Below are 15,386 nucleotides of genomic sequence, written 5' to 3'. Positions count from 1 at the left end.
GATGCGCGGACCCCGAGGGTCCGCGCATTTTTACCGAAGGGAGTGGTTACCCCCTACCTCTCACTCGATCCAGCCACGCTCACGATAGTAGCGAGCGGCGCCATCATGCAGCGGTGCAGTCAGACCTTCGGAGATCATGTCCTCTTCGTTGAGGTTCTCGAAGGCCGGATGCAGACGCTTGAAGCGGTCGAAGTTTTCGAACACCGCCTTGACGGTTTCGTAGACGACTTCTTCATCCACGGCAGTGGAGGTCACGAAGGTGGCCGCAACGCCGAAGGTTTCGACGTCTTCGTCGTTGCCACGGTAGAGGCCGCCGGGGATCACCGAACGGGTGTAGTAGGGATACTCCTCGATCAGGGCATCGATTTCATCGCCGGTCACCGGGATGATGCGCGCGTCGATGGTGGTGGTGGCTTCCTGGATGGAACCGTTGGGATGACCGACCACGTAAACCATGGCATCGATGTTGTTGTCGGACAGAGCCGCGGCCTGCTCGGCGGCATCCAACTGCGACGCCAGCGAGAAGGTACCGGTATCCCAGCCCATGGCCTCCATCACCACGTTCATGGTGTTGCGCTGGCCGGAGCCCGGGTTGCCGATGTTGACGCGCTTGCCGGGGAAATCGGAGAAGTGCTCGATGCCGGAGTCGGCACGCGCGACCACGGTCAGCGGCTCGCCGTGCATGGTGAAGACGGCACGCATCTCTTCCCAGGCGCCATCGGACTCGAAGTTGGCCTCACCGTGGTAGGCGCGGTACTGCACGTCGGACTGCACCACGCCCATGTCGAGCTCACCGCTCTTCATGCCGTTGACGTTAGCCACGGAGCCACCGGTGGAGGGGGCGTTACAGCGGATGTTGTGCTCGTCGCTGCCGCGATTCACCATGCGGCATACCGACTGGCCCACCACGTAGTAGACCCCGGTCTGACCGCCGGTGCCGATGGTGATGAAACGGTCCTGCGCCACGGCCGGGGCAGAGAACATGGCAGCGCCCAACAGGGCTCCCGAGAAGGCGGCTGCGGAAAAAGCATGACGTTTCATTAACACACCTCTTTAGACGTTATTGGCTAGCCGGTTTTCACCAGCTGCTTTGGCTGAAGCAAGATCCCTGGTGTGGCCAAGGCGCATGAACCTTGGCCAGCGGTTTCTACCGCTCTCATCTACTTTAGCGAAAAAAACGCCGTCATGATGGTCTTTTTCAACTGACCTAATTCTAGTAGGGATTTACGTTAAGTGTACGTTAATTCCTAAATTGCATGACTCATGAAATAGGGGTCTGCTCCTTGCCAGGGGCAGCGTAGAAATGGCATGAGCAAACGGTCAGGTCGCACTGGCGATCAGTTCCCGCTTGGCACGCTTCATGGCGGCGAAATCCGCCTCATAGAAGAACTCGTTCGCGCCCAGCGCGGGCTCGAGATGATTGAGCCAGGTGGCACGCTCGTCGTACTTGGCGAAGAACGGCCGCTGCACCCAGCTGGCTTCCCGGCCCTGGATGAAGCGCAGCACGAAGACCTTTTCGCCGTGGATCTCGGTGACTCCTTGTATCTCCACCTTGCCCGGGTCGGCGGACATGGATGGCCCCCGGGCGGTGCGCGCCAGTCCCGGCACCCGCTGCATGGCCTCGCGGTAGATCTCCCAGGCACGCACCAGCGGCACCTCGAAGTAGTGGCGGGCACCGGTGTCGCGCTCGACGAACATGTAGTAGGGAATCATCCCCAGGCGCACCTGCGTCGTCCACATCCTCGCCCACTGGTCGGCATCGTCGTTGATGTGGCGAAGCAGAGGCGCCTGGGTGCGGATCTCGGCGCCGGTGGCGCGGATGCGGCGGATCGCCTCGCGGCAGATGGGGGTATCCATCTCCTTCCAGTGGTTGAAGTGCGCCATGAAGGCGACGTGCTTGCCGGCGGCGGTCAGCTCACGGAACAGCGCGAGGATATCCTCGGCGTCCGGGTCGGTGACGAAGCGGTAAGGCCAGAAGGTCAGGCTCTTGGAGCCGATGCGAATGTCCTGGACATGGTCCAGCTCGGGGGCCATCAAGCCCTCCAGGTACATGCGCAGGTGCTTGGCCTTCATCACCATGGGGTCGCCGCCGGTCATCAGCAGGTCGGTCACCTCGGTATGCTCGGCCAGATAGCGATGCAGCGAATCGGCTTCGCTGGCGGCGAACTTGAGATCCTTGTCACCGACGAACTGCGCCCAGCGGAAGCAGAAGGTGCAGTAGCTGTGGCACACCTGCCCCTGACTGGGAAAGAACAGCACTGTCTCACGGTACTTGTGCTGCATGCCGGGCAGCGGTTCGCCGTCGAGGAGCGGCAGATTGAGATCCATCTGGCCCGCCGGGTGCGGGTTGAGTTCGGCACGAATGCGCTCGATCACCGGCGTCATCTCGGCGGCGTCGGCGTCGCGGCGAACCAGTTCGGCCACGGCGTCATAGTGCTCCGGCCTGAGCATGCCGCGCTGGGGAAAGGTGAGCTGGAAAACGGGGTCGCCCGTCACGTCGTTCCAGTCGATCAGCTCATCGATGACGTACTCGTTGACCCGAAACGGCAGCACCTGGCTGACGACCCGCATGTCGAAACGCAGGTCTTCAGGCAGATTCTGAATCGCCTCGATCTTGTCCAGTTGACGGTGGGTGTAGACCTTGAATTGGCGGGCCTCGATGACCTCGGCCCCTGCATCGCCGAGCTCGATGTTCACACGCTGGTTCATCGTCTCCTCCTGTTGTCGTGGGTCACGGCGACGCCCTGCGCGACGGCGCAAACACGCCGTCACGTCGACCTGAGGCCGGCGAGCCGTGACTTATCGGGGGAGCACATTGGTACCGTTCAGGCGGGCGACTTGCAAGTTTTTGCGTCCATTTGCAACGAATGTCACGAAAACAGAGCGAATACGCAACGATCCATTCTTTTACGCCGAACAGCGTGGGAACTTGTCGGCTTGTGGCCCTTACCACCAGACTGGAATGACATAGCAGAGGAGATAGCGAACATGTCCGCTCGCCTGGAGTGCCAGCAGGGAGACATCGCCAATCAGCCGGATATCGACGTCGTGGTCAACGCCGCCAATGCGCAGCTGCGAACTGGCGGCGGCGTGGCCGGTGCGCTGCACCGGGCAGCCGGCCCGGAACTCGAGCGCGCCTGTCGGCCGCTGGCGCCGATCGCGCCCGGTCAGGCAGTGATCACCGAGGCCTTCGGCCTGCCCAACCGCCACGTCATCCACTGCCTGGGGCCGGTCTACGGTCACGACAGGCCGGAAGCGGAGCTGCTGGCGGACTGCTATCGCAACGCGCTGGAGCTGGCCGAGCGGCACGGCCTTGCCAGCATCGCCTTCCCTGCCCTTTCGGCCGGCGCCTTCGGCTACCCCCTCGCGGAGGCCGCCCGGGTCGCCCTCACCACGGTGCAGGAGACGTTGCCTCGCTGCCCCGGCATCGAACGGGTGCGCTTCGTGCTGTTCGACGCCGGTAGCGCCACGCTCTTCCAGGACACGCTGGAATCGCTCGATCAGACGTTGTAGCCGAGTGTGCGCGGCAACCACAAGGCAATTTCCGGGAAGATCGCCACCAGCGCCAGGGCGCTGGCCATGGCCAGCACGAACAGCAGCGCCCAGCCCACGGTCTGCTCCAGCCGTATCCTGGCAATGTTGGTGGTCACCATCAGATTGACCGCCACCGGTGGCGTGAACTGGCCGATGGCGATGTTCATCGCCAGCAGGATGCCGAACCACACCGGGTTCCAGCCGAAGTGCTGCATTACCGGGAGCAGGATCGGCATCATGATCAGGTAGATCGAGATGGCGTCGAGCAGCATGCCGGCCAGCAGCACCGCCAGCATGATCAGGATCAGCAGCAGCACGCCGTTGTCGGTGAGCCCGATGATCCACTCCGCCAGGTGGCGGAAGGTACCGAGCATGGTGCCGGCCCAGGCGAAGATACCGGCCAGGGCGATGATCAGCATGACCACACCGGAGATCACTGCCGCCTCACCGAGCAGGCTCCACAGATCGCGCCAGCCGATCTCGCGAGTCAGGAACAGCCCGACCAGGGCACCGTAGGCCACGGCCACCACGGCCGCCTCGGTGGGCGTGAACAGACCCGAGCGCAGCCCGCCCAGGATCAGCACCGGGGCGAACAGCGCCGGCAGCGCCTGCTTGAAGGTCTCGCCCACCTTGAGCCGTTCCGCTCCCTCTACCGGCGTGCCGCCCTCCCAACCATAGCGCCTGGAAACCAGAAGCGCCGGCACCAGCAGTGCCAGGCCAGCCAGGATGCCGGGAAACAGCCCGGCGGCGAACAGCGCCCGTAGGTCGACCCCGGGCACCACGATGGAATAGAGGATCAGCGCCACCGAGGGCGGGATCAGAATGGCAGTGGAGGCGGACGCAGCGATCAGCGTGGCCGAGAAGGGCTTGGGGTAGCCGGCCTTGGTCATGCTCGGCAGCATCACCATGGCCACTGCCGCGGCGTCTGCCGGCCCGGAGCCGCTCATGCCGCCCATGATCATGCACACCAGCACCGCCACCAGCGCCAGGCCGCCATGACGAGGGCCGATCAGCGCCTGAGCGAAACGCACCAGACGCAGCGCGACCCCGGCGCGCTCGAAGATCAGCCCGGTCATGATGAATAGCGGGATGGCGATCAGCGGGTACTTGGCGATGCTGTTGTAAGTATTGGTACCAAGGGTGGCCAGCATTTCCGGGGTGAGGCCGACGAGGATGCCCACCGCACCGGCCAGTGCCAGGGAGAAGGCCACCGGCACGCCGGCGATCAGCAGCCCGGCGAAGGCCAGGATCATCCACAGGTCAGGGCTCATCGTCGAGCCTCCCGCGCAGACGATCGACGGTCTGCTGCACCAGACGCACCAACATTGCCGCCGACAGTAGCGGCAACCACAGCAAGTACCACCACTGCGGCAGGCCAAGCCCCGGTGACAGCGACTCCCACTGGTACTCCTCCCAGGTGAGCTTGGCGCCGAACCAGGTGATCAGCCCCAGCACGATGGCACCGCAAAGCCCCTGGAACAGGATAAGTGCACGCCGCGGCGCAGCCGGCAGGGCCCGCTCGAGCAGGCCGATACGAATGTGGCCGTTGCGCCGTAGCGCCACCGAGGCACCGGCGAAGGTGAGCACCACCAGCAGGAACACCGAGAACTCTTCGGTGAAGGCCAGCGAGCCACCAGTCACGTAGCGCGTGATGACGTTGCCCAGACTGATCAGTGAAATGATCGCCAGCGCCAGCGAGCCCAGCCAACGCTCGGGCCTGGCATCGGGAGAGAACTTCATGGAAGCCTCGCAATTGAAGGTCCGGCTCCGATAGAACCGGACCTAGGCTTTGATGGGGCTCAGCGAGCCTCGATGGCCTGACGCGCAGCTTCGACCAGCTCCGGGCCGATCCGCGGAATCCACTTGTCGTGCACGCTGCGGGTGGCATTGACGAAGGCGGCATGCTGCTCTTCGGTCAGCTCGGTGACCTGCACGCCGCGTTCCTGGATGTCGGCCAGCCGCTCGCTCTCCTGCTCGCGGGTCATGGCGATCTCCCACTCGCCGGCCTCGACGGCGGTCTCACGCAGGATCTCGCGATGCTCTTCCGAGAGCGAATCCCATACGCGCTGGTTGACGGCGAAGATCAGCGGGTCGTTCATGTAGTTCCACAGGGTCAGGTGCTCCTGGCCCACCTGGTCGATGCGCGCCACGTCGAACACTGACAGCGGGTTCTCCTGACCGTCCACGGCACCGGTGGTCAGCGCCGGCTGGGCATCGGTCCAGCTCATCTGGGTGGGGTCGGCCCCCAGTGCGGTAAAGGTGTCCTGGAACAGCGGCGAGCCCACCACGCGGATCTTCAAGCCGTTGAGGTCGCCAGGCTCGCTGATCGGACCGCGGGAGTTGGAGAGCTGGCGGAAGCCGTTCTCGCCCCAGGCCAGCGGAATCACGCCGCGGGATTCGATGGCTGCGAAGACCATCTCGCCGGCCTCGCCGCCAGTCACCGCATCGACCGCCGCCTCGTCGGGCATGAAGAAGGGCAGCGAGAAGAGGTTGAGCTCGGGCACCTGGGGCGACCAGTTGATGGTCGAGCCCACGGCCATGTCGATCAGGCCGGAGCGCATGGCGGAGAATTCACGGGTCTGGTCGCCGGCCACCAGCTGCGAATTGGGGTAGACGCGCAGGGTCAACTCGCCCCCCGTGCGCTCCTCCACCAGTTCGGCCCATTTCTCCGCCGCCTGGCCCCAGGGAAAGGCGTCGGAGAGAACGGTGGAAACGGAAAGCTCCCGCGCCTGGGCAGAGAGTGAGGCCGTGAGTACGGCGGCACCGGCCAGGGCCGCGGCGATACGGGTGATACGACGTGGTGAATTCATGACGTGTCCTTGCAGCAGGGGCCGGCTCCGACAGGGCCAGCCGTGATTATCGTTCTGGCGGGCATCGACAATTTCGCCTCGCCTCGACATTCTACGATGTCGGGCGTTGAATGGTAGTCCGTTAACGATATCGGCGACGCACGGCATCGGGCTGCCATCCTCGCCGGGGCGAATACGACAAGGAGCCAGCCGTGCCACTGCGCGACCTGCTGTTGGGCCTCTCGATCGTGATGATCTGGGCCTTGAACATCATCGTCATCAAATGGGGGGTAACGGAACTACCGCCGCTGCTACTCACCACCCTGCGCTTCATTCTGGTGGCGGCGCTGCTGGTGCCCTTCCATCCGGTGGCGCGTCGTCATCTGCCCTTCCTGCTGCTGCTCTCGGCCACTTTCGGCACCCTGCACTTCGCCCTGCTGTTCATCGGTCTGGGTCAGGCGGAGGCCGGCACCGGCGCCCTGCTGGTGCAAATGGGCACGCCCTTCGCCACGCTGCTGGCGGTGCTGTTCCTGGGCGAGCGCCTGAGCGTCAAGCGCGTGGTCGGCCTCGCGCTGTCGTTTGGTGGGGTAGTGGTACTGGCCGGCGGCCCCAGCCTGCCCTCGGCGCTACCCATGACGCTGCTGCTGCTCAGCGCCTTCGGCTGGGCCGTGTCGCAGCTGCTGATCAAGATGGGACCCAATATCCCGCCGTTGGCACTGGCCGGCTGGACGGCCCTGCTCGCCGTACCCCAGGTGGCCATCGGTTCCTGGTGGTTCGAAAGCGGCCAGATGAGCGCCATGGCCACCGCCGGCTGGTTCGGCTGGGGCGCAGTGTTCTATACCGCGGTAATGTCGTCGATCGTCGCTTACGGCATTTGGTACGGCCTGCTGCGGCGCCATCCGGTAAGCCGACTGGCTCCGCTGAGCCTGATGGTACCGATGGGCGCAGTCGTGCTGGGCATCGTACTGCTGGGAGAGAGCCTCAACGTCCATGTACTGATCGGCGGCGTCATGGTCATCGCCGGCGTGGCACTGATCGTGATTCGCTTCCGCGCCCTGCTCGGTCGCTGACGGTCGAGACGGCGGCCCTTTTCAATCCGTCTCCGGCGCCGCTTCCGCACCGGCACCGCCCGGCCTGCGCGTACTTCCTCGCAGCATCGGTGTCACCGGCAGCATGATGTGCTCGGGCTCGGTATCGGCGTGAGCGATCTGCTCGAGCAACAGCTCCGTGGCCTTGACCACCATCTGCTCGACCGGCTGCTGCAGCGTCGTCAGCGAATGGCTTGGCCAGGTCGACATGGGGATGTCGTCGAAACCGATGACCGACACCTCTTCCGGCACCGCGAGGCCGAGCTCGTGGCGCAGCGTCTCCATGGCCGCAATGGCCATGAGATCGTTGGCGGCAAACAGCGCGTCGGGCACGCTGGGCGCAGCGAACAGGCGCCGCGTGGCCTGGCTGGCGTCGAGGTAGCGATAGTTGCCGACCTCGACGGCATGGCACTCCTGCCCCCGCGACGCCAGGCCCGCCAAGAACCCCTCGTAACGCTGCTGGTTGGTCGAGGAGTCCTCCAGACCGGCCAGGTAGGCGATGCGCCGATGCCCCAGGCTGGCCAGGTAGCTGCCTGCCCAGAACCCGCCGCGGTGATTGTCGCAGCCGACCTGGCTGATGCCGGCGTAGTTGACGGTACGGTTGACGATCACTACGGGAATGCCGAAGTCCGCCACCGTTTCTGCCTGCTCGGTATCCAGGGTGATGGCGAGCATGAGCACCCCCTCGACCTGGCTTCTGATGATCTCCTCGATCACCGAGTCGAAGCCCCGGTCGGAGGGAGCGAAGAACAGCAGCAGGTGATACCCCTGCTTCTGGAAGAAGCGTGACGCGCGCTCCAGCACGAAGGTATAGAACGGGTTCTCGAGGCTGTAGGTCACCACCGCGATGGTGCGGCTCGAGCGTGTGATGAGCGAGCGGGCGATGGTATTGGGGCGATAACCCAGCTCGCGCGCCGCTTCCATCACCTTCTTCCGGGTCTTGTCAGAAACACTGGCATTGGGCGAAAAGCTGCGACTGACGGCCGACTGCGACACGCCGGCCAGTCGGGCCACATCACGGGACGTTACGGATTTCCTTTTCATGCATGGAGCTCGCAGCGGGCGGATACCGAAATGACGGGAATCGTACCACTTTGCCACGGCAGACGCCGGTAGCGGCTCAGAAGCCGACCCGGTCGCCGCCCTTCAATTCCAGGATCTCGCGCGCCTCGTCCGCTGTGGCCACGGCCAGCGAGAGCCCTTCCAGCAGCTCGCGCACCTTGCGCACCTGGCTGGCGTTGCTTTCCGCCAGCCGGCCCGGCCCGAGCCACAGGGAGTCCTCCAGCCCCACCCGTACGTGCCCGCCCATGGCGGCAGCCTGGGCCGCGATGCGCATCTGACTGCTGCCCGCCCCCAGCACGGACCAGGCATAGCCGTCGCCGAACAGCCTGTCGGCGGTGCGGCGCATGTGCATGACGTCCTCGGCGTGGGGGCCGATGCCGCCCAGAATGCCGAACACGCTCTGCACGAAGAGCCGCCCGCCCACGACGCCGCGATCCACCAGGTTGCGCAGATTGTAGAGATGGCCGATGTCGTAGCACTCGCATTCGAAACGCGTGCCGTTGCGTGCCCCCAGGGTCATGGTCTTCTCGATGTCGGCAAAGGTGTTCTTGAACACCAGGTCGCGGCTGTTCTCCAGGTGCTCGCGCTCCCACTCGTGCTCGAACGCCTGGAAACGCTCCAGCATCGGGAACAGCCCGAAGTTCATCGAGCCCATGTTCATCGAGGCCAGCTCAGGCTGGAACTCGATGGCGGGGCGCATGCGCTCCTCCACCGTCATGTGCGGGCTGCCCCCCGTGGTGAGGTTGATCACTGCATCGGTGGAGGCCTTGATCCGCGGCAGGAACTTCTCGAACACCGCAGGATCCTGGGTCGGCCTGCCGGTGCGGGGGTCGCGGGCATGCAGGTGCAGAATGGCGGCACCCGCCTCGGCAGCAGCGATGGCCGCCTCGGCGATCTCCTCGGGCGTCACCGGCAGATGGGGCGACATGGAAGGCGTATGGATGGCGCCGGTGACGGCACAGGTGATGATGACTCTACGTTGCGTCGCCATGAAAGACCTCGCTGTTGTGATACAGGAATTCGTGGAGCCGCGCCACGCGCCAAGCCCTTACAGCGACTCGACGTTGGCGCAGACGCTGAGCGCCTGACCGGAAATGTTGGCGCCCCCGGGAGAGGCCAGGAACAGGGCCATGGCCGCGATGTCGCTGGGCTCGACCATCTTGCGCATGGACACCTTGGCCAGGTTCTCCTGCTCCATCTCGTCGCGACCGATGCCGCGCTGCGCGGCGCGGTCGGCGATCACCTGCTCGATGCGCGGGCCGCGTACGATACCCGGCAGGATCGCGTTGACCCTGACCCCCGCCGGGCCGAGCTCGCAGGCCAGGCTCTTGGTCAGCCCCACCACGCCCCATTTGCTGGCGGCATAGGGGGTGCGATAGGCGAAGCCGAGGCGCCCCGCCACCGACGCCATGTTGAGCAGCACGCCTCGGCTCTCACGCAGTGCGCCGGCGGCCCGCTTGGCCACGTAATATTGGCCGTTGAGATTGATGTCGATGGTCTGACGCCACGCTTCGCTCTCGATCTCGTCGATCCCGGCCGTCGGCCCCGCGATGCCGGCGTTGTTGACCACCACGTCCAGCCCGCCCAGGCCGACCGCCTCGTCGAACAGACGCACCACGTCCGCCTCGCGGCTGACGTCCGCCCGGGTTGCCGCGATGCCCTCGGGCAGCGCCGCCAGGGCGGCCTCGTCGACGTCGCACACGTGCACGCGCGCACCGGCCTCATGGAAGGCCTGGGCAATGGCCAGGCCAATGCCGTTGGCGCCCGCCGTTACCAGCACTCTCAGGCCCTGCCGCGGAATCAGGCTGTCTACCACTTTCATTGTCGTGTCTCCCGGATGGGTGGAACGGTCGTCGCCCCGCTAGCGCAGCGACGGCAGCCAGGTGGAGAGGAATGGCACCACGCTAATGATGAAGAGATTGACCAGTACGATGGCGACGAAGGGCAGGATCGACCAGGTCAACCGGGCCACGCCGACCTTGGATATCTGCGACGCCACGAACAGGTTGAGGCCCACCGGCGGCGTGAACATGCCCATGGCCAGGTTGACCACCATGATGATGCCGAAATGTACCGGGTCGAAGCCGAAGCTCACCGCGATCGGCAGCAGGATCGGCACGAAGATCAGGATCGCCGCAGCGGCTTCGATGAACATACCTGCCATCAACAGCAGCACGTTGACCAGCACGATGAACAGCAGCGGGCTGTCGATGGCACCGATGACGAAGTTGGACAGCATCGACGGCACCCGCAGGCTCTGCAGGATCCTGCCGTACAGCCCGGCGGCGCCGATGATGCTGAGCACCACGGCGGTGGTGACGGCGGCCTCCTGAAGGATGCCGACAATGTCCTTGAGCGTTATTTCGCGGTAGATCACGAAGCCGACGAGGAAGGAGTAGACCACGGCGATCACCGCCGCCTCCGTCGGCGTGAAGATGCCGCCGTAGATACCGCCGAGGATGATGACCGGCATCAGGATCGCCAACAGTGCCTTGCGCCCTGCCGTGAACATCTCGCGCCAGGAGCTGCGCTCGCCGCCGCCATGACCGTGATAGCGGGCGTAGCCGTAGGCGAAAAGCAGCAGGCTGAGGGTGATCATGAGACCCGGCAGGACGCCGGCGACGAACATGTCGCCCACCGAGACGTTGGCGGCAATACCGTAGAGGATCAGCGGTATGCTCGGCGGAATGATCACCCCCAGCGCCCCGGAAGCCGCCTGATTGGCCGCCGCGTAGCCGGAGGCATAGCCCTTGGCGATCATCGCCGGTATCAGGATCGAGCCGATGGCGGCCGTGGTGGCCGCCCCGGAGCCCGAGATGGCGGCGAAGAACAGCGAGGTGATGATGGCCACCATGGCCAGCCCGCCGGTCATGCTCCCCACCATGGTATTGGAGAAATCCACCAGCCGCCGGGAGATACCGCCGCTCTGCATCAGGTAGCCCGCCAGGATAAAGAACGGGATCGCCATCAGCGGGAAGGAGTTGACCGAGGTGATGTACTGCTGGGCCACGATCAACATCGGCATCAGCTCGCCCTGCCATACCGTGATGGCCGAGGCCAGGCCCAGCGAGAAGGCGATGGGCACGCCGATGACGAACAACACGATCAGCAGCAGGAAAAGCAGCAGCGCCATCAGCTTCTCTCCTCTTTGTCGTTGCCTACGACCTCATCGATCAGCAGCGCCACCGAATTGACCAGGATGACGATCCCGCCCAGAGGTACGGCCAGGTAGGGCCACATCATCGACACCCGGGTACTGGGCGCCGTCTGATTGGAAACCCGGCCCACCATCTCGAAGCCGTACTTGACCAAGATGAAGGCGAACAGCGCCGAGGCCAGCACGACCAGGACGCGCATGACTCGCGCCAGCCTCGGCCCGGCGAATTCGAGTACGATATCGACCGAGATCATCAGCCCTTTGCGATAGGCATAACCGGCACCGATGAAGGTGAGCCAGATCATGGCGAAGCGGGCGATCTCGTCCGAGAAATAAAGCGGTCTTCCCACCACGAATCGCGCGAAGACCTGCCAGAAGATCAGCACGGTCATGACCAGCAACAGCCCGGCGAGCCCCCAGCCGACCAGGCGATTGAACAGGTCGATGCCCCTGTTGGTTTGCCGCAGTAACGTCTTCATGACTGCCTCGTGTCGCTAGTTGACGGCGCGGGCGGCAGACCGCCGCCCGCGGGCCACATCAATACTCGAAATTGATGGCAGCCTCGACGAGGTCCTCGCCCACGGTGGGAGCCCACTTCTCGATGACCGGCTGCACCGCCTCGCGGAAGGGGTCCAGTTCGGGCTCGGTGACGGTCATGCCCAGCTCCGCCAACTGGACCAGGTAGCGCTGCTCGAGCTCCTGGCTGGCCTCACGCTGCACTGGCAGGGCAAGCTGCGCCGCTTCCAGGATGATCGCCTGGTCCTCTTCGCTGAACGAATTGAACAGGTCCAGCCCCATCATCAGCGGTGCCGGCGAATAGACGTGCTGGGTCATGTTCAGGTAATCCTGAACCTCGTAGAAATTGACGTCGTAGATGGTCGGCAGCGGGTTCTCCTGGCTGTCCATGACCCCCTGCTGCAAGGCGGTGTAGACCTCGGTCCAGGCCATCGGCGTGGCATTGGCGCCCAGCGCCTCCCAGGTATCCACCTGGACGCGGCTCTCCTGGGTGCGGTGATTGATGCCGCGCAGATCGTCCGGGTGATTCAGCTCCCGCACCGAATTGGTGTTGTGGCGGAAGCCGTTCTCCATCCAGGCCAGGATCTTGACGTTCATGCCCTCCTCGGCCAGCTGAGCGAGATGCTCGCCGTGCTCGCTGTCGAGAAAGGCATAGGCGTGGTCGTGGTTCTCGAAAATGTAGGGGAGATCGAAGAGCAGGAACTCGTCGACGAAGCCGCCCATGGGCCCGGTCGAGGAGATGCCGGCGTCGACGATGCCGAACCCCATGCCCTCGACGACCTCGCGCTCGGCACCGAGGGCATTGTCATAGTGGGGGTCGATGGAGAGGCGACCCTCGGAGAGGCGCTCCAGCTCCTCACCGAACTTCAGCACGCCGATGCCCTGCTGCGAGTCGGGCCCCAGGGGCAGGCTGACGTCGATGACGCGCTCCGTGCCGGCCTGGGCAGCGGCGGCCATGGCAAGTGACAGCGCCATCGCCAACGGCGCCTTGAGGAAAACGGGGTGGGTATTGTGACTCATGTTGCGCTCCTTTCGAGTTGTCGTTGTGGTCATCCTGGAATTCGTATGCATCTCCTTTCGCTCCCGCTATCAGAAGCGAGCTGCGTAACGTTTAGATCAAGATGGACTACGTATGCAAATCAATTGAAAGAAATCCATCGAAACTCATTCACAAGCCTATGATCAAAAAGAAAATATACTTTAGTATTGTGCATAGAATACGTATGCCAAAAATTGCAGGCATCGTCGTGCCGCGAATATGCGCGCATGCGCAGCGCAGGCTCGCAGCGAGCGACGCACTGCCATGCAGATGCGCTGCAACGTTAGCGACGGCGTAGCGATTGATGTCAGGGGGGCGCGATCGATGCCAAGGGGCGCGATCGATGCCAGGGGGCGCGATCGATGTCAGGGGGCGCGAGGCCGGGCGCACTCCGAGGCGCTGCCTGGCCAGGTCACGCAGTCGCCCACTTCGATATCGTGTGCCTCGAAATAGCCGGCATTGACCTCCAGCGCCGCATGATAGGTCACGCCCGCCAGGGTGACCGGGCAGTCGTAGGGATTCTGCGAGGGGCAAGGCTGCATGGTGGCCTTGGCTGCGATACGCCCTTCGGCGTCGAGGAAGGCAATGTCCAGCGGGATGCGGGTGCGGTACATCCAGAAGCCGCCCTGGGGCGACTGGGGCTCCGTGTAGAGAAACAGCATGCCGGCGTCCGCCGCGAGATGGTCGCGATCCATCAGCCCCTTCTGGCGCTCGGCCGAGCTACGGGCCAGCTCCACCTCGAGCCGATGGCGCTCGCCCTCGGTCACGATCTCCAGCGGCGCACGTTCGAGCGTGAACGACTCCCCGGCCCCGGCCGGCCACTGCCAGACGAGCAGCAAGCCGACAAGCAGGGCCAGAACGACAGCCTGGGTCCCGCGGGTGCCGAGCGTCAGGCCTGCCGGGCGTTTCAAGGCATCGCACCCTCGCGCTGACCGAGAATCGCCATCAGGTCGATGCGAGTCTCTCGTGTGCTGAGGTCCAGCAGCCCTTCGAGCGCCTGAAGGTGCTCGTGGATGCAGCGCCGTGCCGCCTCACCGTCGCCGTCACGCAGGTGCGAGAGCAGCGCCGGATGATCCTCGGCCAGGTAGCAGCTCGCCAGGCCGGCCCGCTTGTACAGGGCGATGACGATGGAAGTACGCAGGATCAGGTCGGTGAGCATGACGCCGAGCACCCGGTTGGGAGAATGCTCGGCAAGCAGGTGGTGGATCGCCAGGGAGTGCTCGATGCGGGCCGCCTCATCGCCGCGGGCATGGGCCTCGGCCTCTCGCTCGACGCGCGTGGCAACTTCCCTCAGCAACTCGGCGTCGAGCCGGCCCGCCAACAGGGCCGCCACCTCGCCCTCCACCAGGCGCCGTGCAGCGAAGGTCTCGCGGGTCTCCTCGATGCTCGGTGCGCGCACCCGGGCCACCTGGTTGGGCTGCTGGCTGACGACGTGGTCGGCAGCCAGCCGGGTCAGCGCCTTGCGCACCACCGAACGGCTGACGCCGAAGATCTCGCCCAGCGCCACTTCAGGCAGACGCGTGCCCGGCGGCAGGCGCTGAGTCAGCACCGCCGCGCGCACCTTGTCGACGATGAAACGATCGCTGATCCTGCCGCCTGCCCGGGTTTCGGCGGCAACCTCGTCCTGCCAGGTGGTGCTCATGGCCTGCCCTCTCGCCTTGTCATGGGCTTACCTTCGCACGTTTCCTCTATTCTGGCCACAGGAAAGCAGGCTTTCTGTATACAAAATAAAACTAACGACAAATCACGCCTGGTGCTTCTCGGAAACATCGAGAATCTTCAGGGTATTGGTTCCACCGTGGGCGTTCATGTGATCGCCCCGGGTCAGGATGACATGATCCCCCGGTTCGGCAATCCCCTGTTGCACCAGCAGCGCCAGCGCCCGGTCGTTGAGTTCGCTGGCCGCCATCGCGCTGGTGTCGAACGGCAGCGAGACCACGCCGCGGTAGAGCGCCATGCGGCGCTGGGCGATGGGACTGTGGGCGAGCCCGACGATGGGTAGCCCCGAGCGGATGCGCGAGGCGATCAGCGGCGTGTAGCCGGTGGAGGTCATGCAGGCGATGGCGGCCACCCCGGTGAGGTGGTTGGCGGCGTACATCGCGGAGAGCGCGATGGTCTCGTCGATGCGCGAGAAGCCCTCGTGAATGCGGTGCCCCGACTCCTGGGCCACACGCTCGCGCTCGGCGCCGAGGCACACCCGG

16 protein-coding genes are annotated in these 15,386 nt (G+C 64.8%); 2 read left to right on the top strand and 14 right to left on the bottom strand.

The features are described from left to right. Positions 1-60 precede the first annotated feature (60 nt). Positions 61-1,041: a TAXI family TRAP transporter solute-binding subunit gene (locus tag B8115_RS06825; protein ID WP_010627026.1), complete on the bottom strand. Its 981-nt coding sequence runs from the start codon at positions 1,039-1,041 to the stop codon at positions 61-63. A 279-nt stretch (positions 1,042-1,320) separates the two neighbouring features. Beyond that, complete coding sequence (locus B8115_RS06820; RefSeq protein ID WP_010627025.1) at positions 1,321-2,709, bottom strand: KamA family radical SAM protein; 1,389 nt, start codon at positions 2,707-2,709, stop codon at positions 1,321-1,323. A gap of 279 nt (positions 2,710-2,988) precedes the next feature. On the opposite strand from B8115_RS06820, the gene B8115_RS06815 reads away from it, so the two are divergent. After that, positions 2,989-3,513, top strand: a complete 525-nt coding sequence (locus B8115_RS06815; protein WP_010627024.1) for a macro domain-containing protein — start codon at positions 2,989-2,991, stop codon at positions 3,511-3,513. Here the strand turns inward: B8115_RS06815 and B8115_RS06810 are convergent. Genes B8115_RS06810 through B8115_RS06800 form a run of 3 tightly spaced genes read right to left on the bottom strand, consistent with a single transcriptional unit; the run spans position 3,501 to position 6,344 of the window. Next, complete coding sequence (locus B8115_RS06810) at positions 3,501-4,805, bottom strand: TRAP transporter large permease (protein WP_010627023.1); 1,305 nt, start codon at positions 4,803-4,805, stop codon at positions 3,501-3,503. The genes B8115_RS06815 and B8115_RS06810 overlap by 13 nt on opposite strands. Next, positions 4,795-5,274 (bottom strand): TRAP transporter small permease, encoded by a 480-nt coding sequence (locus tag B8115_RS06805; RefSeq protein WP_010627022.1) that lies wholly within the window; start codon positions 5,272-5,274, stop codon positions 4,795-4,797. Before B8115_RS06805 ends, B8115_RS06810 begins: the two co-directional genes overlap by 11 nt. Before the next feature lie 59 nt (positions 5,275-5,333). After that, on the bottom strand, positions 5,334-6,344 hold the full coding sequence (locus tag B8115_RS06800) for a DctP family TRAP transporter solute-binding subunit (protein WP_010627021.1): 1,011 nt from the start codon (positions 6,342-6,344) through the stop codon (positions 5,334-5,336). Between the two features lie 191 nt (positions 6,345-6,535). On the opposite strand from B8115_RS06800, the gene B8115_RS06795 reads away from it, so the two are divergent. Continuing rightward, positions 6,536-7,393, top strand: a complete 858-nt coding sequence (locus B8115_RS06795) for a DMT family transporter (RefSeq protein WP_010627020.1) — start codon at positions 6,536-6,538, stop codon at positions 7,391-7,393. A 21-nt stretch (positions 7,394-7,414) separates the two neighbouring features. On the opposite strand, the gene B8115_RS06790 is transcribed toward B8115_RS06795, so the two are convergent. The 9 genes from B8115_RS06790 to B8115_RS06750 all read right to left on the bottom strand — a co-directional run. Further along, positions 7,415-8,455, bottom strand: coding sequence for a LacI family DNA-binding transcriptional regulator (locus B8115_RS06790; RefSeq protein WP_035590350.1), 1,041 nt, complete (start codon positions 8,453-8,455; stop codon positions 7,415-7,417). Between the two features lie 76 nt (positions 8,456-8,531). Then, on the bottom strand, positions 8,532-9,464 hold the full coding sequence (locus B8115_RS06785; RefSeq protein ID WP_010627018.1) for a 3-keto-5-aminohexanoate cleavage protein: 933 nt from the start codon (positions 9,462-9,464) through the stop codon (positions 8,532-8,534). 57 nt (positions 9,465-9,521) lie between these two features. After that, positions 9,522-10,295 carry an SDR family oxidoreductase gene (locus B8115_RS06780; protein ID WP_010627017.1) on the bottom strand — a complete coding sequence of 258 codons (774 nt, stop codon included), beginning with the start codon at positions 10,293-10,295 and terminating at the stop codon, positions 9,522-9,524. Positions 10,296-10,334: 39 nt separating this feature from the next. Then, positions 10,335-11,606 (bottom strand): TRAP transporter large permease, encoded by a 1,272-nt coding sequence (locus B8115_RS06775; RefSeq protein ID WP_010627016.1) that lies wholly within the window; start codon positions 11,604-11,606, stop codon positions 10,335-10,337. Further along, the gene (locus B8115_RS06770; RefSeq protein ID WP_010627015.1) at positions 11,606-12,109 is read right to left on the bottom strand and encodes a TRAP transporter small permease; all 504 of its coding nucleotides are present in this window, start codon (positions 12,107-12,109) and stop codon (positions 11,606-11,608) included. The genes B8115_RS06775 and B8115_RS06770 overlap by 1 nt, the downstream gene beginning before the upstream one ends. 58 nt (positions 12,110-12,167) lie before the next feature. Further along, the gene (locus B8115_RS06765; protein ID WP_010627014.1) at positions 12,168-13,166 is read right to left on the bottom strand and encodes a TRAP transporter substrate-binding protein; all 999 of its coding nucleotides are present in this window, start codon (positions 13,164-13,166) and stop codon (positions 12,168-12,170) included. 384 nt (positions 13,167-13,550) lie between these two features. Further along, positions 13,551-14,096: a DUF192 domain-containing protein gene (locus tag B8115_RS23880; RefSeq protein ID WP_010627013.1), complete on the bottom strand. Its 546-nt coding sequence runs from the start codon at positions 14,094-14,096 to the stop codon at positions 13,551-13,553. Beyond that, a complete protein-coding gene (locus tag B8115_RS06755) occupies positions 14,093-14,827 on the bottom strand; it encodes a GntR family transcriptional regulator (RefSeq protein WP_010627012.1) in 735 nt (244 codons plus the stop codon). The genes B8115_RS23880 and B8115_RS06755 overlap by 4 nt, the downstream gene beginning before the upstream one ends. Positions 14,828-14,929: 102 nt before the next feature. Then, the coding region (locus B8115_RS06750) for a pyruvate kinase alpha/beta domain-containing protein (protein WP_010627011.1) at positions 14,930-15,386 on the bottom strand (457 nt) is incomplete at its 5' end.

This window comes from Halomonas sp. KM-1, assembly GCF_000246875.1.
Classification (GTDB): domain Bacteria; phylum Pseudomonadota; class Gammaproteobacteria; order Pseudomonadales; family Halomonadaceae; genus Halomonas; species Halomonas aerodenitrificans.
Note: the sequence above shows the minus strand (reverse complement) of the source record. Positions and strands in the feature narration are given on the sequence as shown.

Coding starts and splice junctions, on each gene's coding strand:
- B8115_RS06825 (WP_010627026.1), bottom strand. CDS start 1,041: ATGAAACGTCATGCTTTTTCCGCAGCCGCCTTCTCGGGAGCCCTGTTG.
- B8115_RS06820 (WP_010627025.1), bottom strand. CDS start 2,709: ATGAACCAGCGTGTGAACATCGAGCTCGGCGATGCAGGGGCCGAGGTC.
- B8115_RS06815 (WP_010627024.1), top strand. CDS start 2,989: ATGTCCGCTCGCCTGGAGTGCCAGCAGGGAGACATCGCCAATCAGCCG.
- B8115_RS06810 (WP_010627023.1), bottom strand. CDS start 4,805: ATGAGCCCTGACCTGTGGATGATCCTGGCCTTCGCCGGGCTGCTGATC.
- B8115_RS06805 (WP_010627022.1), bottom strand. CDS start 5,274: ATGAAGTTCTCTCCCGATGCCAGGCCCGAGCGTTGGCTGGGCTCGCTG.
- B8115_RS06800 (WP_010627021.1), bottom strand. CDS start 6,344: ATGAATTCACCACGTCGTATCACCCGTATCGCCGCGGCCCTGGCCGGT.
- B8115_RS06790 (WP_035590350.1), bottom strand. CDS start 8,455: ATGAAAAGGAAATCCGTAACGTCCCGTGATGTGGCCCGACTGGCCGGC.
- B8115_RS06785 (WP_010627018.1), bottom strand. CDS start 9,464: ATGGCGACGCAACGTAGAGTCATCATCACCTGTGCCGTCACCGGCGCC.
- B8115_RS06780 (WP_010627017.1), bottom strand. CDS start 10,295: ATGAAAGTGGTAGACAGCCTGATTCCGCGGCAGGGCCTGAGAGTGCTG.
- B8115_RS06775 (WP_010627016.1), bottom strand. CDS start 11,606: ATGGCGCTGCTGCTTTTCCTGCTGCTGATCGTGTTGTTCGTCATCGGC.
- B8115_RS06770 (WP_010627015.1), bottom strand. CDS start 12,109: ATGAAGACGTTACTGCGGCAAACCAACAGGGGCATCGACCTGTTCAAT.
- B8115_RS06765 (WP_010627014.1), bottom strand. CDS start 13,166: ATGAGTCACAATACCCACCCCGTTTTCCTCAAGGCGCCGTTGGCGATG.
- B8115_RS06755 (WP_010627012.1), bottom strand. CDS start 14,827: ATGAGCACCACCTGGCAGGACGAGGTTGCCGCCGAAACCCGGGCAGGC.